Source organism: Pseudomonas sp. ICMP 8385 (assembly GCF_002699915.1).
Classification (GTDB): domain Bacteria; phylum Pseudomonadota; class Gammaproteobacteria; order Pseudomonadales; family Pseudomonadaceae; genus Aquipseudomonas; species Aquipseudomonas gessardii.
The window spans coordinates 1-24,795 of the sequence record NZ_LKBY01000134.1 but is presented as its reverse complement, the minus strand read 5'-3'; the positions used below and the strand labels follow the sequence as shown (position 1 = coordinate 24,795).

Genomic DNA, 24,795 nt, shown 5'->3' with positions numbered 1-24,795 from the left:
CTCGGCGTCGGCGAAGGTCATCTGCTTCATCGGGAAACTCGGTGGGTGGGGTCGCGGTATTTTGCCAAATCAGAAAGTCTTTTTCAGAGTTTCCCTAAAAAGCCTGGAACTCGACAGAAACCGACGGAACGCCATAAACGAAAAAACCCGCCAAGTGGCGGGTTTTAAAGGGTTCCATGGACTTTACTGGCTGTCAGTGGAACTAGAGATGGTGCCCGAACCCGGAATCGAACCGGGACGCCCTTACGAGCGGGGGATTTTAAGTCCCATGCGTCTACCAGTTTCGCCATTCGGGCGGCAGCGCGATGAAGCGACTCAAGCAGGCTTTGTTCAGCAAAGCGCCTGAGCAGTGCAGCAGGCTAGGGAATATATAGATCAAGGCACCTTGGCGCAAGTTTGCATGTGCTCTTTTTCTGCCTGGTCGGGTGTGCCTGCTTGGGAAAAAAGCCCACCATATCAGTGATCTACATTGGCCGGGGAGGGGCGTGTGACAACAGGCCCACTGTACAAGCGAGCTTGCTTGCGCAGAATCAGAGGGCGCCGCGTTTACCCAGCAAGCCTGCATTGTGGTCGGAATGCCGACCACAGACACACTTATGTTTGCCGATTAACTGGACAGCATTACGCCAAGCCCCGCCAGCGTGCTTATCCACGCAGCCGACGAATAATCTCAGCGTAACCCACCGCCCGCGCTAACCGTTGCAGTGCCTCCAGGCGGCGTGAGTAGGCCTGTGCGTCGCCGTAGGTCAGTTCTACATGCAGGCTGTCGATCATCACCAGGTAGGCCTCTGCCAGTACCTCCAGGGTTTGTTCATCGATGTCTGGATAGCTTTTAAGCAGCGCCTGCTGGAAATGGCTGCGGATCGTGGCCATGTAGTCATTGAACCCGGACATGACCACGTCTCGTAGTGGCGTCGGCGGGTAAAACGCGGCCCGTAGCAGAAACCGCAGGGATTCATTGGCGCTATGGCGGCGTTGCAGGTTGTTGAGATAGACCTCGCCGGGAGCCTTGATCGATCGGGCGTTTTTCGCGAATTGGCTTTGCACGTAGTCACGTTCGGCCCGCAGTGCGAGCTCGAGTACGGCCACGTAGAGCGCATCCTTGCTCGCAAAGTGTGCGTACAGCGAGGCTTTTTTGATGCCGGCGCGCACAGCGATGTCATTGAGTGAGGCGGCGTCGTAGCCATGCTCGGCAAATTGCTCCAGGGCCAGGTGCGCGATGCGTTCGGCAGCCGAGGTCAGGACGGTGGATGTCATGGTAGTGCTCCTTGATCAGTGCCCGGCCAGGTCAAAGGTTTCGCCTGTACCCCGGGGGAGGCTGATGGTGGTCAGCAGGCAAGTCAGCAATGCACTGGCCAACAGCAACGTTGCCCAAGCTACCGGTCCGTAGGTCAGCGCCAAGGCCGAGAGCGGTGTCGCGCTGGCACAGATCGACAGCTGGAAGGCGCCCAGCAGTGCGGCGGTGGAGCCCAGGGCACGTTGTTGCGAGGACATCACCAGCGACATCAGCGTGGACTCGGCGATGCCCAGGCCAAATAGGGCCACGGCCATACCCGCCACTATACCGGGGAGGCCCAGGTGGGTAACGCTGGAAACCAGGGCGATGGCTGAGCCGGCGGCGAGGCACGACACGCCGATCAACGAGAGGCGGCGCAAACCAAGCCGGCTGACCAGCTTACCGGCGCTCATCGCCCCCATCAGGATGGCCACGCCGGTGACGCCGAACAGCATGCCAAACGCTTGTGGACTGAGGCCGTAGGTTTGTTGGTACACCAGGGTTGCGCCACCGATGTAGGCAAACAGAAAGAAGAACACTGCCGTCACGGCGAGGGTCGGGCGCAGGAAGTGCCGGTCCCTGGCGATCGCCAGGTAAGTCCGGCACACCGCGCCCAGGCGCAGCGGTTCCCTTTGGCTGGGGGCCAGGGTTTCCGGCAGCGACAGCCAACTGTTGCCGAGTACCGCCAGGCCAAAAGCGGCGAGGACCAGCATCACCGCACGCCAACCGTAGTGGGTATCGATAACCCCGCCCAGTGCCGGGGCGAAGATCGGCGCAACCCCTTCGATGGTCATCAACAATGCGAAGAGCTTGGTTGCGGCCACGCCTTCGCTGACGTCCCGCACCATGCTCATGATCACCACCAGGGTCAGGGCGCTGCCCAGGCCCTGTATGAAGCGCAGGGCGATCAAGGCCTCAAGGCTCGGTGCCCACGCCGCGCCGAGTGAACACAGGGTAAACACCACAAGGCCGGCCAGCAGGGGCCGGCGGCGGCCATAGGCGTCGACGATGGGCCCGAAGATCAACTGGCCGGCGCCCATGGCCAGGAGGAAGAACGTCAGGGTCAACTGCACGCTGGCGAAGCTGCTCTGGTACTCGCGGGCAATCTCGGGAAGGCTCGACAAGTACATATCGACAGCCGACGGGCCGAGGGCGCCGATCAGTCCCAGGCCAATAGCCAGCCGCAGGGAGGCCCTGTGGGTGGGGAGCGAATCCTACAGCCTCCAACTTAAAAAACTGCCTACCGGTCGGTAGGTTTTGGCGATAGTAACGACTACCCTTTGAATGGTCAACGTGGAGTAAACGCCATGGTGCCAGGGGGTATCAGCTTCGTCACACTCCAACTGGAAGTGCTGAATGAGAGTTGTTATCAATTGTATTTCTTTACCATCAGGATTCGATTAGACTGCCGCCGGCTGGGCACACACAGCGTTCTGGGCATCAGAAAAAACAAAAAAACAGGCGTAGGGGAGCAGGGCGTGAATTTCAAAAAAACGACAATGGCGGCGGTGGGTTCGGCTATCTGCCTGTGCAACGGTGCGTGGGCCGCAGAACCTGCGAGCGCTCTGGAGATCGCGCCGATCACCGTCACCGGTGAAAAAATCAACCGCACCCTGGAGCAGACCCAGTCAAGCGTGGTGGTGGTGACTGAGCAACAACTGCGTGACAAGCAGGACCGTGACCTGGTGGATGTATTGGCCCGCACGCCAGGGGTGTACAACCAGTCCGGCAATGAAAACTGGGGGATTCGCGGCGTGCCGGTGTCCGGTTTCGACGACCAGGGCCCGGCCACGCTCAACGGTGCGGTGTCGGTATTCGTCGATGGCGCCGTGCAACCGAACCGCGCCCTGACCCTCAGCCCGATGCCGCTGTGGGACGTCGACCAGGTCGAAGTGTTCCTCGGCCCGCAATCCACCACCCAGGGCCGTAACTCTCTGGCCGGCGCGGTGGTGATCCAGACCCGCAACCCCACCTTTGAGCCGAGTTTTGCAGCGCGCACCAACATGGGCAACTACGGCGAGCGCGGTGCGGCGGTGGCCGGTGGCGGCGCGCTGGTTGCTGACAAGATCGCCGGGCGTATTGCCGTGGATTACCAGGAAGGCGACGGCTATATCGACAACGTCGCCCTGCATGACGACGCCAACCCGACCCGCACCGGCAATGCCCGGGGCAAGCTGCTGATCCTGCCCAACGACGATCTGGATGTGCTGCTGACCTACGCCCATGGCGAAAGCCGCAAGGGTGACAACTCGGCCATGCGCCAGAACGACAAGATCCGTTATTACAAGATGACATCCAACACCAAGGCTTATGACAAGCTTGAGCAGGACACCCTCAGCGCCAAGGTGGACTATCGCCTGGACGACAACTGGTCGCTGACCAGCCTGACCGCCAATACCCGCTCGGACTACGACGCGCGCCTGGATTTCGACCAGTCCGCCGACGCCAACCAGGTGGTGCTGCGCACCCAGGACGGCGACCTGTTCAGCCAGGAACTGCGCCTGAACTACAGCGGCGACACGGTGAAGAGTTTTGTCGGCGCCTACTACGGCCACAACACCAACAACTTCCATGACCGCCTGTTGTTCGACAACGTCCTGTTCGGCACTGCCAAGGGCGAGACGACCCTTGAAAGCAAGGCCGTATTCGGTGAAATCAACTGGACATTCGCCCCGCGCTGGACCCTGATCACCGGCCTGCGCTATGACCACGAAACCAACGATACCGACATCAAGCAGGACGATTTCTCCAGCCCCGGCAAGGTCAGCAAGTCGTTTGATGCACTCCTGCCGAAACTGGGCCTGGACTTCGAGTTGGCCGCCAACCAATACCTGGGGGTGATGGTGCAGAAGGGCTATCGCGGTGGCGGCGTCAACGTGCGTGCCGGTGGCGGCCATGAGGGCTACGACCCGGAATACACCACCAACTACGAGCTGTCCTACCGTGGCTCGTTCTTCGACAAGACCCTGCGCACCCGCGCCAACTTGTACTACACCGACTGGAAGGACCAGCAGGTCAGCGTGCTGGAGCGCAACACCGACTTTGTCCAGGTATTCAACGCCGGCAGCAGCGATATCAAGGGCCTGGAAGTGTTTGTCGAGAAAGACCTGGGCGAACAGTTGACCCTGACGGCTGGGGGCTCGATCACCGCAGGCAAGTACAAGGACTTCGTGACCGGTGACGGCCGCGATATGAGCGGCGAGGCATTTCTTTATTCGCCCAAGTACAAACTGTCCCTGGGCGGCCTCTACCGCTGGAATGATCGCCTGACCCTGAACACCGACCTGGTGTATCAGAGCACCGCGCCGTCGGAGTATGAGTTCGATACGGCAGGCAAGGTCACGGGTGAGCGCCGGAGCGACAACTACTGGTTGGTCAACTTCAACACCGAGTACAAGGTCACCCGGAACGTCGCGGTTTCCGGCTTTGTGAAAAACGCCTTTGACAAGGCATACATCACCAACAACCGCAGCGGCGATATTGTCGATGTGGGCGCGCCGCGCACGGTGGGTTTGGTGTTGCGCTACGACATGTAGGGCAACGGCAAACAATGCAGATTGAATGTGGGAGCCAGCTCCCACACGTGCACTACGGCGTTTTCAGCTCGTGTAAGAGCCACCCAACACGGAATTTTCGATTTCCATTTAGGAGCTTTCCTAAATGCGCCGGTAGGAGAAGCCGTGAGAATGGGGGCACTTTCATTTCATCTGTGATTTTTCATGTCCTTTCTGCCGATTCGTGTTCTGGTCGTCGAAGAGCATCCTTTCAAGCAACTCGTTGCCACCCAGGTCTTCAAGGACTCGGGGTGTGAATGGGTGATGGGCGTGGCCGACGTGGCCGCTGCCCTGGCAGTGCTTGAGCGCACAGGGCCGGTGGATATCGTGCTCTGCCCCCTCAAGGAGCATGGGGTGCAAGGGCTGACGAACCTTGAAGTGCTCAGCCGCACCCGGCGGGTCAAGTCCATCATCCTGTGCAGCGCTCGGTCCCAAGACCTGCATGAGGCCATCGAACGTCTGATCGGCCTGCTGGGGAGCAGCCTCCTGGGCTATGTCGATACCCCGGTGCGGGCCGGGGCGATTGCAGCGCTGTTGACCCGCTACCTGGAAACAACGGTCGCGGCGGGGCACCCCGTGTCTCGGCAGGTTCGCTATGGTCACGCGAGCAAGGCTTACCTGGAGCGGGCCATTACACAGCATGAACTCAAGGCATTCTTCCAACCCAAGTTCAACTTAATGACCGGTGAAGCGAGCAGTTTTGAAGTACTGGCGCGCTGGGAACACCCGCAGTATGGGGTGTTGTGCCCGGCGGATTTCCTGGCGCAGGCCCGCCGCTTCGGTCTGATGGATAAACTGCTGTTTGCCCAGCTCGAACAGGCACTTGCGTTCCTCAAGGCGGCGCGGGAGCAGGGGCATGAGTTGTCGCTGGCGCTCAACCTGGAGGCCGGGCAATTGGCCCATGAGTCTCTGCTTCCGCGTTTGTGCGAGGCCCTGGAGCGCTACGCTATCCCAGCGTCGCGCCTGAGCTTTGAAATCACTGAAAGTGGATTGCTGGAGATCTCGCCCGGCGTGCTCGACACCTTGATTCGCCTGCGGATGATGGGCGTCGGCCTGGCCATCGATGACTTTGGCATCGGCTACTCGTCTTTGGAGCGCCTGTGCCAACTGCCCTTTACCGAAATCAAGCTCGATGCCCGTTTTGCCCGCGACCTGAAAACCAGCACCCGCAACCGTGCGGCGATCAGCAGCACCCTGGCATTGGGGGAGGCGTTGGGGATGGCGGTCGTGGTCGAGGGCGTCGAGTACGAGAGCCAGCGCCAGCGCTTGCTCAAGCTGGGTTGCAAGCTGGGCCAGGGCTATCTGTGCGCGCGCCCCATGGGGGCCGTACGTGCGCTCGCGTGGCTGGAAATGAAGTCGGCGTCGCGCAGCACGCGCTGATGGCGGATGGGGAGACGCGCCAGCGCCGCCGGTTCTGGGGTTGGCTAGACTGAAACGGTCAATCGCCTTTTTGGAGCACCCAGATGACCCACAAAAACACCATCTGCCTCTGGTTCGACGGTGCTGCGTTGGAGGCTGCCAGGTTCTACGCCGCGACCTTCCCGCACAGCTCGGTAGAGGCCATACACACAGCACCGGGTGACTATCCGGCGGGCAAGCAGGGCGATGTCCTGACTGTGGAGTTCACCGTCATGGGCATCCCGTGCCTGGGCCTCAATGGCGGGCCGGGTATCCAGCACAACCAGGCATTTTCATTTCAGGTCGCCACGGATGACCAGGCCGAGACGGATCGCTTGTGGCAGGCCATTGTCGGCAATGACGGCGAGGAGGTTGCCTGTGGCTGGTGCCGGGACAAGTGGGGCCTCTCCTGGCAAATCACCCCGCGCCTGCTCACGGCGGCGATCACCGACCCCGACCCTGCGGCAGCCAAGCGCGCGTTCGAGGCGATGATGGGCATGGTGAAAATCGACATTGCGGCGATTGAGGCGGCGCTCAAGGGGTAACCAAACCCTGGTATAACGTCTGCCCTCAACACGGGGCAATACCAAGCAGCGCCGGCCAGTGCAGCGCTATTGCGTGCCTAACAGCGCCGTCCAGTAGATACCCGCGTCGCTTTTTGGGTCCAGCCCATAGGCGGCACCCAATTCGCGGAACTGCGGGTTCATCAGGTTGGCGCAATGCCCGGGGCTGGCGAGCCAGCCATCGACCACTTTGCGCGGTGTATCCAGGCCGGCAGCAATATTTTCGCCGACCTGTTGGGCCACATAACCCGCCAGTTCCGCGCGGTCGCCCGGGGTGCGGCCGTCGCGGTCCAGGTGGTCGAAGAAATTATGGTTGGCCATGTTGCGTGCATGGCTGTCGGCGGCGCTCGCCAACTGGGCGTTCCAGGCCAGCGGGGTGGTGGCCGCGAAGGCTTGCTCGCCACACTGGCGCGGTTGTTTGCGGGCGGCGTTGACCATCTCCAGCAACTGCGGGCCGGCCTCCTGGGAACTGGCCAGGCCACGGCTCAACAGCGGGCGGGCGAGGACAATGCGCCAGTCCTGGCCAGTGTTGCTGACGCCGATATCGACAAATTGCGGGTCCAGCACCACCCGGCAGAAGCTCTCGCGCACCGCCTTCATTGCCGATTGCGCGTCGCGCGGCCCGGACAGGCTGATCGCCTGTACATTGACCATCGGGTAGGCCACCTGGGCCAGGGCCTGCTGCAAATCGCCGACATTATTGACCGGCAACACCAGGCGCGGATCGACCGCCAGCGGCGGCAATTCCTGGGAGCCCTGGTCGCCACAGCGCTGCACCTGGCTGCGGTACTGGTTGATCGAGTCGATCAATTGACTCTCTTCGCTCGCCGACGCCGTGGCGCAAAACACCAGGCTGGCGGCCAGCGTCGTGACACCTATCATCAATGACAGAGCGCGCATGGACGTTTCCCTTGAGCATGAAAGTGCCCATGATGCGCGATGAAGGGGCGCGGATGCACCCCTTGGGCAATATTTTGCCCTCAGTTCTTGAATGCCGAGTGCTTGCGGCCCTGGTCACACAGGGCAAACACCACCACCAGCACCGACGCGATGGCGAGGATGATCACCACGCCGTCCGTCGAGTGAGTGGTCGAAGCGGCCACCATCGACAAGGCCCCCAGCGGCGCCAAACCGCCGGCGATGGCGGTACCGATTTCCCGCCCGGTGCCGAAGCCCGAAGAGCGGGTCTGGGTCGGGAACTGCCGGCTGAGGAACGAGCCCTGGGGCGCGAACATCATCGGCGCGAGGATCCCGGTGCCGATCCCGATGGCCAGGTAGATCATCAGGCTTTCGCCGGTGTTCAGCAGCGCCAGGAACGGGTAGGCGAACAGCAGCGACAACACACCGCCGAGCACCAGCACCGACTTGCTGCTCCACTTGTCACACAGCCAGCCGAAGCATGGCACGGCGACAATCGCCACCAGGCTGGCGATGGTCACCGACAGCGAGGTGACGTGCACGTCGACCCCCTTGAACTGGGTCAGGTAGGCCAGGGAAAAGGTCTTGAAGATATAGCTCAGGGCGTTGTAGCCAATCGCCACGAAGAACACCACCGCCAGGCCCTTGAGGTCGTTCTTGAACAGGGCCTTGAGCGGCGAGACCTTGGCCTTGGCCGGCGCCTGGCTCAGTTCCTTGAACTCCGGGGTTTCCGGGATGCTGTTGCGCACCCACAGGCCCACACCCACCAGGGCGATGCTGCAGATAAACGGGATGCGCCAGCCGCCGGCCAGCAGGAACTCATTGCCATTGATGGTCAGCAGGTACACGGTCAGCGACGACAGCAACAGGCCCAGGTTCAACCCCAGCGCTGGCCAGGCGCCCTGGCTGCCGCGCTTGCCTTCCGAGGCGTGTTCGTAGGACGTGACCGCCGCGCCCGACAACTCGGCGCCGGCACCCAGCCCCTGGATGATACGGATAAACACCAGAATGATCGGCGCCCAGATGCCAATCGAGGCATAGCTGGGGATCAGGCCGATCAGCGTGGTGCACACGCCCATCATGCAGAACGTCAGCACCAGCACATGTTTACGGCCGAACTTGTCGCCCAGGTAGCCGAACAGGATGCCGCCGAAAGGGCGGGCGATAAAACCGATGGCGAAGGTGGAGAAGGCCATCAGGGTCGCGGTTTTCGGGTCACTGTTATCAAAGAAGATCTTGGAAAAGACAATCGCCGCCATGGTTGCGTAGAGGTAGAAGTCATACCACTCCAGCATCGAACCGAAGATGGTGGCGGCAGCCACCTTGCGCAGGCGTTTCTTGGTTTGGGCCGGGGTTTCCACCGTGGCGGGGTTGTGGGCTTTTGCCGTCATGCTGTACTTCCTTCTCAGTCATTATATTTATTAGGGGGTTGCAAACGCGGTCAACTGTGGGAGCTGTCGAGCCTTGGCGAGGCTGCGATAGCGGTGGGCCAGGCAATACATGTGTTGCCTGTGCCGCCGTCATCGCAGCCTCGCGGGGCGAGACAGCTCCCACAGGGGGATTTAGTGGGGGGTGAACATGCGGTCGGCGATCATTTCGCCAATCGGAATCGCCGAGGTGGCCGCCGGTGACGGCGCGTTGCACACATGCAACATGCGTGGCGTCTGGGCGAACAGGAAGTCGTGCACCAGGCTGCCGTCGCGCATCACCGCCTGGGCGCGGATCCCGGCTTCGTAGGGCAGCAGGTCGTCGAGTTCCAGGGACGGGCAATACTTGCGGCATTGCTCCAGGTAGCCGGACTTGAACAATGAATTCTTCATTTCCACGCTGCCGGAGCCGAGGTTCTGCCAGAGGGTTTTCCAGAACCCGGGGAAGCGCGCGTACTCGGCCACATCCTTCCAGTTGACGGAAAACTTCTTGTAGTTCTCCCGACCCAGGCCCAGCACGGCATTGGGGCCGACGGTGACGCTGCCATCGATCATGCGGGTCAGGTGCACCCCCAGAAACGGCAGTTCCGGATCGGGGATCGGGTAGATCAAGTGGTTGACGATGTTGTTCTTCGACGCGGGCAAGCGGAAATACTCCCCCCGGAACGGGATGATCTGGTGGTCGATATCGATCCCGGCCAGGGTTGCCAGGCGGTCCGATTGCAGGCCGGCGCACACCACCAGGTGCCGCGCCTGCCAGGCGCCGTCGTGGGTGCTGACGGTGACCTTGTCGGTGTCTTCGGTAATGGCCGTGACGGTTTTTTCCAGGCAGATCTCACCGCCATTGCGGCGAATCACCCCAGCCATAGTTTCGCAGACCTGGCGGTAGTCGACGATCCCGGTGGCATCGAGGAACAACCCGCCAAGGCCGACGATATTTGGCTCGCGGGCCTGCAATTGCTCGGCGTCCAGGCGTTCGACCTTCATCCCGTTGAGTTGCGAGCGCGCATACAGCGCTTCCATGCGCTGCACTTCCAGGGCGGTGGAGGCCACCAGCAATTTGCCGCACACCTCGAACTTGATCCCATGCTCGCGGCAAAACTGCTTGGTGGCCTCGGCGCCGCGCTTGCACAGGTCGGCCTTGAGGCTGCCCGGCGCGTAGTAGATGCCGGCATGGATCACGCCGCTGTTATGGCCGGTCTGGTGCTTGGCCAGGACCGGTTCCTTTTCCAGGATCACCAGGGACGCGTTGGGCTGGCGCTTGAGCAGCTCCATCGCGGTGGCCAGGCCGACAATGCCGCCGCCGATGATGCAAAAGTCATAAATCATATGGGCTACCTAAATCAGTACATTTCAGTCTGCTTATCAGGTTGTCAGACTAATGTTTTTGTTAAAAAAACGGCGCACCCGCAGGCACGCTTTATAGGTGTTCGATGGATCAATGGGTTGCCGGCAGCTCCAGTTGCAAGCGTTTGGCGGCAGCGCGCAAATGCGCTTCGGCGGCAGCGGCGGCGCCTTGGGGATCGGCGTCGACGATGGCCTGGTACAGCGCCTGGTGTTCCTGGGTGGCGTCGGCCGAACCGCTGGCAAAGCGCGAGGCCGAGTTTTCCCAGGCCGTCTTGCGGGCGCTGGCCAATTGGCTACGCAAAAAGTCGTGGAAGGCAACGAAGTATTCGTTTTTGCTGGCGTCGGCGATGGCCCGGTGAAACGCCACGTCGGCCAGCGCTGCAGCTTCAAAGTCGGCGCGCTTGTCGTGCATTTCCTGCAAGGCGCGTTTCATGCGTTGCAGGTCGTCAGCGTCGCGGCGTTGGGCGGCAATAGAGGCCGCCTGGGTTTCGATCCACAGGCGCACTTCAAACATTTGTGCCAGGTCAGGGCGCCGGCCGTTCTTTTCGGGGAAGCGGAACACCGTACCGGCGGGGGTCTGCGAAATAAACGAGCCCAGGCCACGCCGGGCGGTCAGCACGCCATCAGCCTTGAGCTGGGCAATCGCCTCGCGCACCACCGAACGGCTGACGTTCAACTGTTCCGCCAGTTGCTGCTCGGTCGGCAGGCGCGACTCGGGCGCCAGTTGTCCGGAGTCAATCTCGGCTCGTATGGCGCTGACAACACGCACCACGAGGGAATCTGGACGCTGGAGCTCAAGCATGGCAAAACCTAGATGATCAGGTTGTCAGACAATAGCTGTTACGATTTTCCCTTGTCAAGGCGCCGTGATGGCTTGCTGTGCTTTTACTCGGCGCGTGCCGCCCAACGCCTGGGCCTGAGCCCCTCGGCCATGAGCCGGGCGTTGGCGCGGCTGCGTGAAACCACCGGCGACCCATTGCTGGTGCGCGCCGGCCGTGGCCTGGTGCGCACCTTTCGCGACCGCTTTATCGGCGTGGTGCGCACCGGCCATCCATTGAGCCAAGGCCCCATCACCCTGGCGCGTTACGCCGCCGGCCGGCATATCTACGTGTCGCGGCGCGGGCGCGAGCGTGGGCAGATTGACGATGCGCTTGCGGCCCAGGGCCTGACGCGAGACGTGGCAACCATCGTCACCGGGTTCTCCACGGACGTGGCCCTGGCGCACAGGACCGATCTGATCGCCAGCGTCCCGGAGCGTTACACCCACGGCCTGCGCGATGACATGCACAGCTTTGCCCTGCCGGTGGATGTGCCGCCGTTCAGCGTGGCCATGCTCTGGCATCCACGCCTGGATGCCGACCTGGCGCATCGCTGGTTGCGTGGCTGTTTACGCGAGGTGTGTGGCGCATAACAGGTACAATCCCGCCAGCCTTGATGTGAAAGACCAGGAAACAGGAATTCGATGTTCACCCTTACCCATTACGCCAGCCCATGCCCCGAGCCCGTCAACAGCCAGATCCTGCAGATGGTGGTCGACTACCTGACCGATATCAGTAGTGTCGCCATCCCGCCGAGCAACCTGCTGTACAACGTCTACCAGTATGCAATCGGCTACGAAGTGCACCTGTACCTGGAGGCGGTGGGCGGGGCCAAGGGCATTGCGGTTGAGCTGATCGTGGCGATGGATAAGCAGGATCCAGCCAAGGTTATCGGCTTCCTGCTGTACCTGCCGGTCAAGGATGATCCCGAAGCCTGCGGTGTGGCCTATATGGCCGTGCAGGCCAGCTACCGCCGCCAGGGCGTGGCGCGGGCGATGATCGATGAGATGCTTAGCCGTTACCCCCATGGCGAACTGGCCTGCGCGGTGGAAAAAGTCCCGGCGTTCGAGGCCATGGGGTTTCAGGTGCGCGGCGTGCGGGGCACCCAGGTGTTGATGAACACCCGCGACTACAGCACCGATGGCCTGATGGGCGTGTTGGAGGTGGCGTCGATCTACAGCTCCCTGGAAGTGCGGCAGATCCACACCTATTTGCTACACAAACACGGCAAGCGCGCGATGATCGATGCTGAGAAACAGCGCGACCGGCATTTTGACCAGCTGACGCGCAAGGCCCGCAGGTTTGTTCAGGGGCGGCAGGAGTAGCGTTCAGGTGTGCGGTGGTTGCTGGTTTAAATGGCTGGAAATAGATTGCGCACGAATGCTTTGGAACGGTTTTTGTCTGTTTGCCACTAGTGAGCGGTGCCCGCATAAGCTGCAGCAACGGAGCAGCTCAGGTTGGCGATCCTATGACTAATGGAGAAGAATATGTCCTCGATTTCAGCTAATACCCCAGGAATACTGGCCCCTACCATCGACACCTCGGGCAAAAAGCCTGATGCGTTCGAGGCTAGGTTAGAGGTGTTGGATAATATTCAAAAACACGTATTAGAAAACGAGCAATCGGCGAGCAATAGCGACATTAATCATTCCGCCAAAGAAAAAACATTTACATTCCGAACTCCGGGTGGTGGTACCTACACCTGGTAAGGCGCGTACCTGAAACTCGCCACCTTTTATCGGGTGGCGGGTTCAACCGCCTCGAAACAGGTCATGGGCATCCAGCAACCGATAAGCAATCTCCGGTCGCTTCTCCATCCCTCTGCGAATCGCCGCCGGAATCGACTGCCGCGTCTTGCGACACAACCCCGGCAGCTCGTCGATCACAATCTGGATCCCACGCATGCTTTTGACTTCGGTATGGCCCGGGGCGATGTGCACGCGGATGCCCAGTTGTTGCTGCATCAGCTGTTGCATGCGTTCCAGGTCGGCCAGGCTTTGCAGGTTTTCCAGGCGCTCGAGCAGCTTTTTTTCTTCTTGGCGGGTCAGTTGCAGGATGCGCTGGTCGGCGTCGGGCGCCGCGAGCAATTGTTCGCGCTCGCAGTCACACACAGCCGGTGGGCAGGGTTGGCGAATTGTCATGATCACTCCCTCCCCACGCTGATGCTGACGGCTTAGTAGGTCAGTTGCACGCCCAGGCTGCCCAGGGCGTTCCAGTACTCAGGATAGGTCTTGCCCACGCAGTCCGGGTCTTGAATCTGGATGCCCGAGACTTTCAGGCCCGCCAGGGCAAAGCACATGGCGATGCGGTGGTCGGCGTGGGTGTCGATCCGTGCGGTGCACGCCGTGCCGGCCAACGCCGGATCGCTGGCGACCAGCAAGTCGTCACCGATGATGGTCGCCAGGCCCGGGCGGATCTCGTTGAGGCCGTCATGCAGGGCCTGGACGCGGTCGCATTCCTTGACCCGCAGGTTGGCCAGTTCAGTGAAACGCACCGGGGTGTTGTTGAACGCCGCCAGCACGGCCAGGGTCGGGATGGCGTCCTGCATCTGCGAGCCAATTACCGTGGCCGGCATCTGCGGGAATTGGGCGATCACGGCCTGGGCCTTGGCGTCGGGTTGGGTGAAGTCCTGCGGGGCGACACCCAGGTCGATGCTGCCGCCCGTGAGTACTTCGGCCGCCCACAAGTAGGTGGCCGCCGAGGCGTCGGGTTCGATCAGGTAGTCGTGGGCGGTGTAGCCGGTGGGCGCCACGCGCCAGGTGCTGTCGTTGACCACCTCCACCTGGGCGCCAAACGCACGCATGCAGTCCAGGGTCAGGTCGACATAGCCACGGGCGCCGATGTCCTTGCCGGTCAGGGCCACCTCGATCGGGGCCTCGCCGCAGGCGGCGAGCATCAGCAGCGCCGAGACGTATTGGCTGGACAGGCCGCCATCGATCTCAAAGCGCTTGGCCTGCACACGGCCAGTGCCCTGCACGGTCACAGGCGGGCAGCCGGTGGGGCTTTCAACCTTGATGCCATTGTGGTTCAGCGTCGCCAACAGCGGACCGATGGGGCGCTTTTGCATGTACTCGTCGCCATCGAGCACCACCGTGCCCTCCACGGTCGCCACGGCGGCGGTGAGAAAGCGCATCGCGGTGCCGGCATTGCCGAGGAACAACGGTTGCGCCGGTAACTGCAGCTTGCCATGGCCGGTGACGACAAAGGTCACGTCATCCGGCTCGTCAATGGTCACGCCCATCTGGCGCAAGGCCACGGACATATGCCGGGTATCGTCGCTTTTCAGCGCGCCGCTCAGGCGGCTGGTGCCCTTGGCCAGGGCCGCCAGCAGCAGGGCGCGGTTGGTAATGGATTTGGAGCCGGGAGGCGCTACCTTGCCGTGCAATGGAAAGTTGGGCGGTGTCACGGTCACGGTTTTCTGCGAACTCAAGGTACAAGGCTCCTGATTCAAGGCGCGGTGGCTGGGAGTGGCCGGCTGGCGGAGACGAATAATCGACCATCCGGCAGGGCAGGGTCAAATCATGCCGCGGGTTTAACCGCGTTGGCTCAACCAATAGGCATGCAAGGCCCTGGCTGCTGGCTCGATGCGCGCCACCTGCTGTTGATGGGCCGCCACATCCAGGTCTGCCGGCAATTCGAAATTGTCCTGCTCGGCGCACCAGGAGATGGCTTCCAACTGCGCCGCCTGCTCGGCCGGCAGGGTGGGCCATTCGCTGATCGCGGCGCCACGGATATAGCCAAAGCACCATTCCTCGGCGAGGGTCAGTGGCAGGTCCTGGTGTTCGGTGTGTTCAAAGCGCGCCTTAAAACCCAGGGCATCGCTGGCCAACTGCTGGGCAAGGCTATTGAGATGGCGCGTGCACAGGTCGATAAACTGCCCGAGTTCTTCCTTGCTTTCCCATGCCGGCATCTGCCCACCCCAGATCGCGGGGAACCAGATAGCCACGTCCACCGGTGCCGGGCCGGACACCAGGGCAGTGAAGTAGCCATCGAGTTCGGCCAGGTTCAACACCGAGTTATCATCGCCGTACTTGAGCAGAATGTCTTCGATAAACTCGAAATCGGCGGGGGCGAGGGCTTGGTCGTGCATGAACAGATCCTTTGGGCGCAAAACGCGGAGGATGGCGCGTGTCGGCGTTTTAATCCAGTGCCAGAAGGGCTGGATGCCGAAAAAGGAATAAAGTCAGATCTTATTGGTATAAGTCGTTATAAGAAAAATCGCTATGCTGCCGCCAGAATTTTATAAGGCCGCAGGTAGTTGTAATGGATGTGGGTAATTTTGGTTTTGTGGTGGCGGGCCTGATCGTTGGTTTTATCGTCGGCATGACCGGCGTGGGCGGGGGCTCGCTGATGACCCCGATTCTGTTGTGGTTCGGCATCAACCCGGCCACGGCCGTGGGCACCGACCTGCTGTACGCGGCCATCACCAAATCCGGTGGGGTGCTGGTGCATGGCAAGAACAAGAACATCGACTGGACCATCACCGGCTGGCTGACCCTGGGCAGCGTGCCGGCGGTGCTGCTGACGCTGTGGTTCCTCAAGAATCTGCACACCGATCCCAGCGCGATGAACGAGGTGATCAAGCAAGCCCTGGGCGTGGTGTTGTTGCTGACGGCCCTGGCGATTCTATTCAAGAAGCGATTGTTGGCCTTTGCCCAGCGCCATGCCGGCGACAACTACCATGTGAGCCCGCGCAGCCTCAACGGGTTGACGGTGTTCACCGGTGCGATCCTGGGCACCATGGTTGCCCTGACCTCCATCGGTGCCGGGGCCCTGGGCACCGTGGCGCTGTTTATCCTGTACCCGTTCCTGGCCACCAAGCGCCTGGTGGGCACCGAAATCGCCCACGCGGTCCCCCTGACCCTGGTCGCGGGCCTGGGGCACGCGAGCATGGGCAATATGGACTGGCATTTGCTGGGGTTCTTGCTGATGGGCTCGCTGCCGGGCATCTATGTCGGCAGCCATATGTCCGGCCGGGTGCCGGATGAACTGCTGCGCCCGTGCCTGGCGGTGATGCTGGGGTTGATTGGTTTCAAGCTGGCGTTCTGAGCCAGCCTGGTACGCATCACGCCCTGCGTTTATCCAACCACTCCACCGCCGTACGCCAGATACAAATCCCCAGGAAATACGCCGACATCAACAACCACAAGCCCATGGTTAGCTTGTTGGTGTACGGCTGGTCGATCACCAGCAACAGACTGCACAGCAGCCACACCGTGGTCACTGCAATATTGATCGGCATAAAGCGCTTGACCCGGAACGGGTGCAGGAACTTCATCGGCGTGACGGTCAGCAGCGCCAGGCCGATCACCGTGGCCAGGGTTACCCAGGCGTTCGGGTCGATAATGTAGACACACAGCGCCACCACGTTCCAGGCCGCCGGGAAGCCCTGGAAGTAGTTGTCCTTGCTCTTCATATTGACGTTGCAGAAGCAGAACAGCGACGACACCAGGATCACCGACACGGTGAACAGGTGGGTGAAGTCCGGCAGGTCAATATAGCGGTAGATAAACAGCGCCGGGATAAACACATACGTCAGGTAATCGATCACCAGGTCCAGCACCGAGCCATCGAAGCTCGGCAGCACCGTCTGCACATTGACCCGCCGCGCCAGCGACCCGTCCACGCCATCCACGATCAACGCCAGGCCCAGCCACAGCAGGCACGCCTTGGGTTGGTTCTCCAGCAGCGCCAGCGTCGCCAGGAAGGCCAGCACCACGCCGGTGGCGGTAAAGCCATGGGCGCCCCAGGCTTTGAGTCTGGCTACATGCAGGGTTGATATCACAGGGGCGTTCTCCAAAAGGTGAAACGGGGCAGCCGACGGCGGTTGGGCGTCGAATCTGGCCAAGGGATGCAGGTATCGACCGGGAAGGGGGGGATAAGGTTCACCACCAAGGCCATGGATTCAGCGTAGCAAGCACTGGCGGATTCGGCATCAGCCCTGACGGAACACCAGGGCCTTCAAGCCGCTTTGTGCATCGATATCAGGAAATTCCGGCGGGTTTGCCAGGCGCTGCTCAAACCGCAGCCCCGGGGCTTCGCGGGTGACGCCTTCGATCAGGAAGTCTTCGCCCAGCGCCGGGTCGTTCATGCAGGCCAGCACCGTGCCTTGGGGTGTCAGCAGGTCCGGCAGGCGCCGCAGCACGCGCTGGTAGTCCTTGGTCAGCAGGAAGCTGCCTTTCTGGAAGGACGGCGGATCGATGATCACCAGGTCATAAGGCCCGTTGCCGGTGACCTTGGCCCAGGACTTGAACAAGTCATGCCCCAGAAAACTCACCTTGCCCAGGTCATGGCCATTGAGCCGGTGATTGTCGCGGCCCCGGCTCAGGGCGCCACGGGCCATATCCAGGTTGACCACATGCTCGGCCCCGCCCTCGATGGCGGCCACGGAAAACCCACAGGTATAGGCAAACAGGTTCAGCACCCGCAGGCCACCGGCGTGCTCGCGCACCCAATTGCGCCCGTAGCGCATATCCAGGAACAGCCCGCTGTTCTGCTTTTTGCCCAGGTCGATGCGATAGCGCAGGCCGCCTTCGGTGATGGTCAGTTCCTCGACCATTTCCCCCCACAGCCATTCGGTGGTGCTTTGCGGCAAGTAGCGATGTTGCAGGGCCAGGGTGTGGGCGCCGGCCTGTTGCCATTCGCGGCTTTCGCAGAGTTCGCGCAGTTGGTGTTGCAAGGCTTGCAGCTGCGCTGCCTCGGGCTCCTTGAACAACGACACCAGCACCACGCCTTGCAGCCAATCCACGGTCAACTGCTCCAGCCCTGGCCAACAACGACCCCGGCCGTGGAACAGGCGACGGGTTTCCACGGGCACATCACGCAGGGCGGTCAGCAAGTGGGTGTGGAGCAGGGCGAGGGCGTCTGGGGTCATCGGGCGGCGTCGATCATTAAACGGGCGGCATTTTAAACACAATTGCGTTGACTCAGGTGACGCAAGCACAACGTGCTTTTAATCAGGGGTGTTTAAGTGTTTTGTGCTGCAAATCGCCCTTTTACCTACCCAGAACAGTCAAAAAATCCTTATGGGCAGACATAAACTGGAAAAAAACAGCTCGCAGGTGCCCCCATGAACGGTTTCGTCAAGACAGTCAAGCAAACAGCCATTGACCCGCAGGAACTCACCGAGTGGCGCGACGCCCTGGATTCCCTGGTGCGCCATGCCGGCCCTGAGCGCGCGCGGCAGATCCTCGATATGCTGGCCGACGCCGGCAATACCCCGGCCATCGGCTGGAAGCCACGCCATGGCACGCCGTATATCAACAGCATCAGCGTGGCCCAGCAGCCGCACTTTCCCGGTGACCTGGCCACCGAAGAGCGCCTGGCCTCGCTGGTGCGCTGGAATGCCCTGGCCATGGTGGTGCGCGCCAACCAGGCCTATGGCGAGTTGGGCGGTCATATCGCCAGCTACGCCAGCGCGGCGGACCTGTTCGAGGTGGGTTTCAACCATTTTTTCCGGGCACGCCACAACAACATGGGCGGCGACCTGGTGTTCTACCAGCCGCATTCCGCGCCTGGTATCTATGCGCGGGCCTTTCTTGAAGGGCGCTTGAGCGAGCAGGACCTGGCCCACTATCGCCAGGAGCTGGGCGCCGTCAAGGCCGGCGCCCGTGGCCTGTCGAGCTATCCGCACCCGTGGTTGATGCCGGACTTCTGGCAGTTCCCCACCGGCTCCATGGGCATTGGCCCGATCAGCTCGATTTTCCAGGCGCGGTTTATGCGCTACCTGCACCATCGCGGCTTGCAGGACACCACCGACCGCCACGTCTGGGGCGTGTTCGGCGACGGCGAAATGGACGAGCCGGAAAGCATGTCGGCCCTGACCCTGGCCGCCCGCGAAGGCTTGGACAACCTGACCTGGGTGGTCAACTGCAACCTGCAACGCCTCGATGGCCCGGTGCGTGGCAATGGGCGGATCATCGACGAGCTGGAGGCGCTGTTTGCCGGTGCCGGCTGGAACGTGATCAAGCTGGTCTGGGGGTCGGACTGGGACGCCTTGCTGGCCAAGGATGAGGACGGTGCGTTGGTGCGCACCTTGTCCCAGACCGTGGACGGGCAGTTCCAGACCTTTGCCGCCAAGGACGGTGCCTATAACCGCGAACACTTCTTCGGCCAGAGCGAGTCCCTGGCCAAGCTGGTGGCTGGCTTGAGCGACGAGCAGATCGACCGTCTCAAGCGCGGCGGCCACGACATGCTGAAAATCCATGCGGCCTATCATGCGGCGCGGCGGGTCAAGGGGCGCCCTACGGTGATCCTGGCCCAGACCAAGAAGGGCTTTGGCATGGGCGAGGCCGGGCAGGGCAAGATGACCACCCACCAGCAGAAAAAACTCGACCGCGAGGCGCTGATCGCCTTTCGCAACCGCTTCCAATTGCCCCTGAGCGATGAGCAGACCGAATCCCTGAGCTTCTACAAACCCGCCGCCGACAGTGCCGAAATGCGCTACCTGCACCAGCGCCGCGCCGCCTTGGGCGGTTATGTACCCAGCCGCAGCCAGAGCGCCGAACCGGTGCCTGTGCCGCCGGTGAGTGGCTACGGCGGTTTCGCGACCCAGGCCCAAGGCAAGGAAATGTCCACCACCATGGCCTTTGTGCGCATGCTCAGCAATTTGCTCAAGGACAAGGCCCTGGGCCCGCGTATCGTGCCGATTGTCGCCGACGAGGCACGCACTTTCGGCATGGCCAACCTGTTCAAGCAGATCGGCATTTATTCCAGCGTCGGCCAGCGCTACGAGCCGGAGGACATTGGCTCGATTCTCAGTTACCGCGAAGCCACCGACGGGCAGATCCTCGAAGAGGGCATCAGCGAAGCCAGCGCCATCAGCTCCTGGGTCGCGGCGGCCACCAGTTACTCGGTGCATGGCTTGCGCATGTTGCCGTTCTACATCTACTACTCGATGTTCGGCTTCCAGCGGGTGGGCGACCTGATCTGGGCCGCTGCCGACCAGCGCGCCCGGGGCTTTTTGCTCGGCGCCACGGCAGGGCGTACCACCCTGGGTGGCGAGGGCCTGCAGCACCAGGACGGCAGCAGCCACCTGATGGCCGCGACCGTGCCCAACTGCCGCGCCTACGACCCGGCGTTTGCCGGCGAATTTGCGGTGATTCTCGACCACGGCATGCGCCAGATGCTTGAGCACGATGTGGACGAGTTCTACTACGTGACCCTGATGAACGAAAACTACCCGCAACCGAGCCTGCCCGAGGGCGTCGAGGCGGCGATCATCAAGGGCCTGTACCGCCTTGATGGCAGTGCCGGCGCCAAGGTGCGCCTGCTCGGTTCCGGCACTCTGGTGCGCGAGGCCCAGGCCGCCGCGCAGTTGCTGGCAGACGACTGGCAGATCGACAGCGAGGTGTTCAGCGTGACCAGCTTCAGCGAACTGGCCCGCGAGGCGCGGGAGGTGGAGCGCTGGAACCGCCTGCATCCCCTGCAAAGCCCACGGCGCAGCCACCTGGCGAGCTGCCTGCCCGAGGGCGCGCCGGTGGTGGCCGTGTCGGACTATGTGCGGGCTGTGCCGCAGATGATCGGTTCCTACCTGGGGTCGAACTACACCGTGCTCGGCACCGATGGCTTCGGGCGCAGCGACACCCGGGCGGCGCTGCGTGATTTCTTCGAGGTGGACCGCCACCACATCGTGCTGGCCGCGTTGGCCGCCCTGGTGGAGCAGGGCAGCCTGGAGGCGCAGGTGTGTCAGCAGGCGATTGAACGGTACGGCCTGCACACCGAGCGCGTGGCGTCCTGGACCCACTGACACCTCAAGGTCAATGAGGACCAAATGTGGGAGCGGGCTTGCCCGCGATGGCGGTGGGTCAGTCACCTATGCATCAACTGACACTACGCCTTCGCGGGCAAGCCCGCTCCCACACAAGCCCGCTCCCACAGGGGGTTGTGGTGTGCTTTAGAGAGTGGCTATCAACTGGGGCCCAAACGCCTCACGCAAAAAATCCGGCGCGATATAGCGCTGGTAATGCGCCTCCGATAGCAGGAAAAACTCCCGATCAATCGCGTCACGCAAGTCCGCCAAGTGCCGCTCGCGAAACTCCGGCAGCAACGCCAAGCCATACGCATCCAGCCTGGAAATCACCCGCGCGCCCCGGGCAATCAACTGATAGGCCCAGCAATAAGGCGACTGGTGCGGCATAAACCGGATCTTGCGCGCGTCCAGTTGCTGGCGCAGGCGCGCCGGGTCAAACACCTCCAGCTTGCTGGCCATGACCTGCACCAGCAACTGTTCGAGGCGCAGCCAGACCGCTTGTTTTTCCTCGGCGCTGTAGCCATTCCACTGGATGACTTCATGGTGATAGCGCTTGCAACCACGGCACACCAGGTCGCCATACACGGTGGAACACAGGCCGACGCAGGGCGTCTTGATGGTTTGATTGGGCATAAAAACCGCGTCTTTCCTAATCCACGACAAAAGGGTTCACTGGCGCTCCAGCGCACTGAACTGCTGGTTCAAGTATTGATACAACTGGGTGACGGCCCGGGACATCTGCCCGCGATGGGGGCAGGCGAAACTCAAGGGGTACACATCCCCGGGAATCTCCGGCAACAGCACCACCAGGCGTTGTGCCTGCACCTCGGCATACACATCCAGCCAGCACTTGTAGGCGATGCCTTCTCCGGCAACCGCCCAGCGCCGCACCACATCGGCGTCGTCACTGAACAACGGGCCGGCGACCTGCACCGTGTGCGCGCCCAGTTCCCAGCGGTCATGCAGGCGGCCGTTTTGCAGGTACAACAGGCAGGGGTGGCGGGTCAGGTCGTCGATGGACGCGGGGGCACCGTGGCGCGCCACATAGTCCGGCGACGCCACCAGCACCCGGCGGTTCCAGGGCGCCAGGGGCAGGGCGATATAGTTGGCATCCGCGTTCCAGCCGTAACGCAGGGCGACGTCCACCGGGTCGCGGAACAGGTTGGTGACCTGGTCCGACACTAGAAAACGCAAGGTCAATTCAGGGTGCTGGCGGCGGAACTCGGTGAGCATCGGCAATAGGAGATTGCGCCCCAGGTCCGACGGCGCGGCGATCTGTAACGTGCCCCGCAGCGGCGCGTTATCGCCGCGCAAGCGTTCCTGCCCGAGCGCCAATTGCTCAAGCACGCCACGGGCGGTGGGCAGGTACTGTTCGCCCTCGGCGCTCAGGCGCAGGCTGCGGGTGGTGCGGGTAAACAGGCGCACCTGCAGTTCCCGCTCCAGGCGCTTGATCGCCGCCGCCACTTGGCCGGGCAACAGGTTGGCCTCCACTGCCGCGGCGGTGAAACTGCCCAGGGCGGCGCTGCGCAGGAACAGCCCGAGATCATCGATGCGGATCATTTTCACTCCGGCAATGAAAGTGTTGCTGCATTTTGTCGATTTTTCTTCGCCCAGGGAACGGTAATGATGCAAGCCATCGAGGGCCATCGCCCCTCATCACTCGTGAGTTCCCATGAAAGCAATCACCTTTACCGAACATGGCCTGCCCATCGACGACCCACGCTCGCTGATCGACGTGAACATCAACGCCCCCCAGCCAGGCCCTCGGGACCTGCTGGTGGAAGTGCAGGCTGTGGCGGTCAACCCGATCGATACCAAGGTGCGCTCTGGTACCTACGCCCAGGAATCGAAAATCCTCGGCTGGGATGCAGCGGGCATCGTTCGCCAGGTGGGTGCCGACGTGACCCTGTTCAAGCCGGGCGACGCGGTGTACTACGCCGGCTCCCTGATCCGCCCTGGCAGCTACAGCGAGTTCCAGGTGGTTGATGAGCGTATCGTCGGCCATCGTCCGCGCACAGTGGATGCGGCGCACGCCGCCGCCTTGCCGCTGACCTCGATCACCGCCTGGGAGCTGCTGTTCGACCGCCTGGGTGTGCCTGAAGGCGCAGGCGCGGGCGATGTGCTGCTGGTGGTCGGTGCCGGCGGCGGTGTGGGTTCGATCCTGGTGCAACTGGCCCGTCAACTCACCCAGATGACCGTGATCGGCACCGCCTCGCGCCCGGAGACTGTCGAGTGGGTGCAGCGTATGGGCGCCCATCATGTGATCGACCACCGCCGGCCCATGCTGGCCCAACTCCAAGCGTTGGGGATTGACGCGGTCAGCCATGTCGCCAGCCTCATGCATACCGAGGAGTACCTGGCGCAACTGGTCGAAGTGCTGCGCCCCCAAGGGCGGCTGGGGTTGATCGACGATCCGTCCAGCCTGGATGTCATGCCGCTCAAGCTCAAATCCTTGTCCCTGCACTGGGAACTGATGTTTACCCGCTCGCTGTTTGAAACGGTAGATATGATCCAGCAACACCACCTGCTCAACCGGGTGGCCCACCTGATCGACCAGGGCGTGTTGCACACCACCCTTGGCGCACATTTCGGCGCGATCAACGCGGCCAATATGCGCAGCGCCCATGCCCTGGTGGAAAGCGGCAAGGCGCGGGGCAAGATTGTGCTGGAGGATTTCCAATGAACACCCTGATCAAAGCCCTGGGCTTATCGCTGTGTGTGATGCTCGCCGCATGCGCCAGCCAACCTACCAATGGAGTCGCCAACATGAGCAAACCCTTGATATCCATCGCCGTACTCAAGGCCAAACCGGGCCAGGAACAAGCGCTCAAGGCCGGCCTGCTGGGTTTGGTCGAGCCGACCCGCACCGAGCCTGGCAACCTGGATTATGTGTTGTTCGAGCTGCGTGATGAGCCGGGCACGTTCTATATGCGTGAAGCGTTCAAGGACCAGGCGGCCCTCGATGCGCATTTTGCGATGCCGTACTTCCAACGCTTTGCCGCCACGGCGGATGACTTGCTCCAGGAGCCCCTGAAGCTGATCTTTCTTGAGCAAGTTTCCCACTGACGCCATGCATCGCAACCGCCTGTAGGCGCGAGTTTGTCGCGCCTACAGGCGGTGTGGGCGGTCAGTCCCAGCTAAGCGCCCCACCGGTCTGATACTCGATCACCCGGGTCTCAAAGAAGTTCTTCTCTTTCTTCAAGTCCATGATCTCGCTCATCCACGGGAATCGCCCCACCGGTCTGATACTCGATCACCCGGGTCTCAAAGAAGTTCTTCTCTTTCTTCAAGTCCATGATCTCGCTCATCCACGGGAATGGGTTGGTGGTGCCTGGGTACTCTTCCTTCAAGCCGATCTGCGACAGGCGACGGTTGGCGATGAACTTGAGGTAGTCCTCCATCATCGCCGCGTTCATGCCCAGTACGCCGCGCGGCATGGTGTCGCGGGCGTATTCGATCTCCAGTTGGGTCCCTTGCAGGATCATCTGGGTCGCTTCTTCCTTCATCTCGGCATCCCACAGGTGTGGGTTTTCGATTTTGATCTGGTTGATCACGTCGATGCCGAAGTTCAGGTGCATCGACTCATCGCGCAGGATGTACTGGAACTGCTCGGCCACGCCGGTCATTTTGTTGCGACGGCCCATGGACAGGATCTGGGTGAAGCCGCAATAGAAGAAGATGCCTTCCAGGACGCAGTAGTAGGCGACCAGGTTGCGCAGCAGTTCCTTGTCGGTGTCGACGGT

General features: G+C 61.9%; 25 protein-coding genes and 1 tRNA gene. 11 read left to right on the top strand and 15 right to left on the bottom strand.

Annotation, left to right across the window (positions count from 1 at the left end; all coding sequences use genetic code 11):
* Positions 1-209: 209 nt before the first annotated feature.
* The 3 genes from AO268_RS26920 to AO268_RS26910 form a co-directional block, all read right to left on the bottom strand.
* Positions 210-296, bottom strand: a tRNA-Leu gene (locus AO268_RS26920).
* Between the two features lie 349 nt (positions 297-645).
* Positions 646-1,257 (bottom strand): TetR/AcrR family transcriptional regulator, encoded by a 612-nt coding sequence (locus AO268_RS26915; protein ID WP_076964677.1) that lies wholly within the window; start codon positions 1,255-1,257, stop codon positions 646-648.
* A 15-nt stretch (positions 1,258-1,272) separates the two neighbouring features.
* A complete protein-coding gene (locus tag AO268_RS26910; RefSeq protein ID WP_099170376.1) occupies positions 1,273-2,463 on the bottom strand; it encodes a multidrug effflux MFS transporter in 1,191 nt (396 codons plus the stop codon).
* 291 nt (positions 2,464-2,754) lie between these two features.
* On the opposite strand from AO268_RS26910, the gene AO268_RS26905 reads away from it, so the two are divergent.
* From AO268_RS26905 to AO268_RS26895, 3 genes are all read left to right on the top strand, one after another.
* Positions 2,755-4,812, top strand: a complete 2,058-nt coding sequence (locus AO268_RS26905; protein ID WP_099170378.1) for a TonB-dependent receptor — start codon at positions 2,755-2,757, stop codon at positions 4,810-4,812.
* Positions 4,813-4,995: 183 nt separating this feature from the next.
* Positions 4,996-6,210, top strand: coding sequence for an EAL domain-containing response regulator (locus tag AO268_RS26900; RefSeq protein ID WP_099170375.1), 1,215 nt, complete (start codon positions 4,996-4,998; stop codon positions 6,208-6,210).
* An 83-nt stretch (positions 6,211-6,293) separates the two neighbouring features.
* Positions 6,294-6,773, top strand: coding sequence for a VOC family protein (locus AO268_RS26895; protein ID WP_076964680.1), 480 nt, complete (start codon positions 6,294-6,296; stop codon positions 6,771-6,773).
* Positions 6,774-6,839: 66 nt separating this feature from the next.
* On the opposite strand, the gene AO268_RS26890 is transcribed toward AO268_RS26895, so the two are convergent.
* From AO268_RS26890 to AO268_RS26875, 4 genes are all read right to left on the bottom strand, one after another.
* Positions 6,840-7,691, bottom strand: coding sequence for a CAP domain-containing protein (locus AO268_RS26890; RefSeq protein ID WP_076964681.1), 852 nt, complete (start codon positions 7,689-7,691; stop codon positions 6,840-6,842).
* 80 nt (positions 7,692-7,771) lie between these two features.
* A complete protein-coding gene (locus AO268_RS26885; RefSeq protein WP_076964682.1) occupies positions 7,772-9,100 on the bottom strand; it encodes an MFS transporter in 1,329 nt (442 codons plus the stop codon).
* A 171-nt stretch (positions 9,101-9,271) separates the two neighbouring features.
* Entirely contained in the window at positions 9,272-10,465 is a 1,194-nt protein-coding gene (gene lhgO / locus AO268_RS26880) for an L-2-hydroxyglutarate oxidase (protein WP_076964683.1), read from the bottom strand.
* Positions 10,466-10,574: 109 nt separating this feature from the next.
* Positions 10,575-11,285 carry a FadR/GntR family transcriptional regulator gene (locus tag AO268_RS26875; RefSeq protein ID WP_076964684.1) on the bottom strand — a complete coding sequence of 237 codons (711 nt, stop codon included), beginning with the start codon at positions 11,283-11,285 and terminating at the stop codon, positions 10,575-10,577.
* 12 nt (positions 11,286-11,297) lie between these two features.
* Between AO268_RS26875 and AO268_RS26870 the strand changes: the two genes are divergently transcribed.
* From AO268_RS26870 to AO268_RS26860, 3 genes are all read left to right on the top strand, one after another.
* Positions 11,298-11,894, top strand: a complete 597-nt coding sequence (locus AO268_RS26870) for a LysR family transcriptional regulator (protein WP_099170374.1) — start codon at positions 11,298-11,300, stop codon at positions 11,892-11,894.
* Between the two features lie 51 nt (positions 11,895-11,945).
* Positions 11,946-12,626, top strand: a complete 681-nt coding sequence (locus tag AO268_RS26865) for a GNAT family N-acetyltransferase (protein WP_099170373.1) — start codon at positions 11,946-11,948, stop codon at positions 12,624-12,626.
* Positions 12,627-12,788: 162 nt separating this feature from the next.
* Positions 12,789-13,010 carry a hypothetical protein gene (locus AO268_RS26860; RefSeq protein WP_099170372.1) on the top strand — a complete coding sequence of 74 codons (222 nt, stop codon included), beginning with the start codon at positions 12,789-12,791 and terminating at the stop codon, positions 13,008-13,010.
* Between the two features lie 42 nt (positions 13,011-13,052).
* On the opposite strand, the gene AO268_RS26855 is transcribed toward AO268_RS26860, so the two are convergent.
* The 3 genes from AO268_RS26855 to AO268_RS26845 all read right to left on the bottom strand — a co-directional run bounded on the left by AO268_RS26855 (position 13,053) and on the right by AO268_RS26845 (position 15,391).
* Positions 13,053-13,442, bottom strand: a complete 390-nt coding sequence (locus tag AO268_RS26855; RefSeq protein WP_099170371.1) for a hypothetical protein — start codon at positions 13,440-13,442, stop codon at positions 13,053-13,055.
* Positions 13,443-13,474: 32 nt separating this feature from the next.
* Positions 13,475-14,731, bottom strand: coding sequence for a 3-phosphoshikimate 1-carboxyvinyltransferase (gene aroA / locus AO268_RS26850; protein ID WP_076964690.1), 1,257 nt, complete (start codon positions 14,729-14,731; stop codon positions 13,475-13,477).
* Between the two features lie 102 nt (positions 14,732-14,833).
* Positions 14,834-15,391 (bottom strand): UPF0149 family protein, encoded by a 558-nt coding sequence (locus AO268_RS26845; protein ID WP_099170370.1) that lies wholly within the window; start codon positions 15,389-15,391, stop codon positions 14,834-14,836.
* Between AO268_RS26845 and AO268_RS32810 the strand changes: the two genes are divergently transcribed.
* Positions 15,386-15,547, top strand: a complete 162-nt coding sequence (locus AO268_RS32810) for a hypothetical protein (RefSeq protein WP_169867282.1) — start codon at positions 15,386-15,388, stop codon at positions 15,545-15,547. The two genes, AO268_RS26845 and AO268_RS32810, sit on opposite strands and share 6 nt — an antisense overlap.
* A 17-nt stretch (positions 15,548-15,564) precedes the next feature.
* Complete coding sequence (locus AO268_RS26840) at positions 15,565-16,350, top strand: sulfite exporter TauE/SafE family protein (protein WP_076964692.1); 786 nt, start codon at positions 15,565-15,567, stop codon at positions 16,348-16,350.
* A 16-nt stretch (positions 16,351-16,366) separates the two neighbouring features.
* On the opposite strand, the gene pcsA is transcribed toward AO268_RS26840, so the two are convergent.
* Together pcsA and AO268_RS26830 are read right to left on the bottom strand one after the other, a co-directional pair.
* On the bottom strand, positions 16,367-17,086 hold the full coding sequence (gene pcsA, locus AO268_RS26835; RefSeq protein ID WP_076964693.1) for a phosphatidylcholine synthase: 720 nt from the start codon (positions 17,084-17,086) through the stop codon (positions 16,367-16,369).
* Between the two features lie 150 nt (positions 17,087-17,236).
* Complete coding sequence (locus AO268_RS26830; RefSeq protein ID WP_099170369.1) at positions 17,237-18,175, bottom strand: class I SAM-dependent methyltransferase; 939 nt, start codon at positions 18,173-18,175, stop codon at positions 17,237-17,239.
* Positions 18,176-18,370: 195 nt separating this feature from the next.
* On the opposite strand from AO268_RS26830, the gene mdeB reads away from it, so the two are divergent.
* Complete coding sequence (gene mdeB, locus AO268_RS26825; RefSeq protein WP_099170368.1) at positions 18,371-21,049, top strand: alpha-ketoglutarate dehydrogenase; 2,679 nt, start codon at positions 18,371-18,373, stop codon at positions 21,047-21,049.
* 147 nt (positions 21,050-21,196) lie between these two features.
* Here the strand turns inward: mdeB and AO268_RS26820 are convergent, their stop codons facing one another.
* Both AO268_RS26820 and AO268_RS26815 read right to left on the bottom strand, forming a co-directional pair.
* A complete protein-coding gene (locus AO268_RS26820) occupies positions 21,197-21,685 on the bottom strand; it encodes a DUF1289 domain-containing protein (protein ID WP_076965327.1) in 489 nt (162 codons plus the stop codon).
* Between the two features lie 36 nt (positions 21,686-21,721).
* Entirely contained in the window at positions 21,722-22,612 is an 891-nt protein-coding gene (locus AO268_RS26815; protein WP_099170377.1) for a LysR family transcriptional regulator, read from the bottom strand.
* A gap of 112 nt (positions 22,613-22,724) precedes the next feature.
* On the opposite strand from AO268_RS26815, the gene AO268_RS26810 reads away from it, so the two are divergent.
* Positions 22,725-23,735 (top strand): zinc-binding alcohol dehydrogenase family protein, encoded by a 1,011-nt coding sequence (locus AO268_RS26810; RefSeq protein ID WP_099170367.1) that lies wholly within the window; start codon positions 22,725-22,727, stop codon positions 23,733-23,735.
* Between the two features lie 83 nt (positions 23,736-23,818).
* Positions 23,819-24,118 (top strand): putative quinol monooxygenase, encoded by a 300-nt coding sequence (locus AO268_RS26805; protein ID WP_076965328.1) that lies wholly within the window; start codon positions 23,819-23,821, stop codon positions 24,116-24,118.
* A 110-nt stretch (positions 24,119-24,228) separates the two neighbouring features.
* On the opposite strand, the gene AO268_RS26800 is transcribed toward AO268_RS26805, so the two are convergent.
* The coding region (locus tag AO268_RS26800; RefSeq protein ID WP_141562848.1) for a ribonucleotide-diphosphate reductase subunit beta at positions 24,229-24,795 on the bottom strand (567 nt) is incomplete at its 5' end.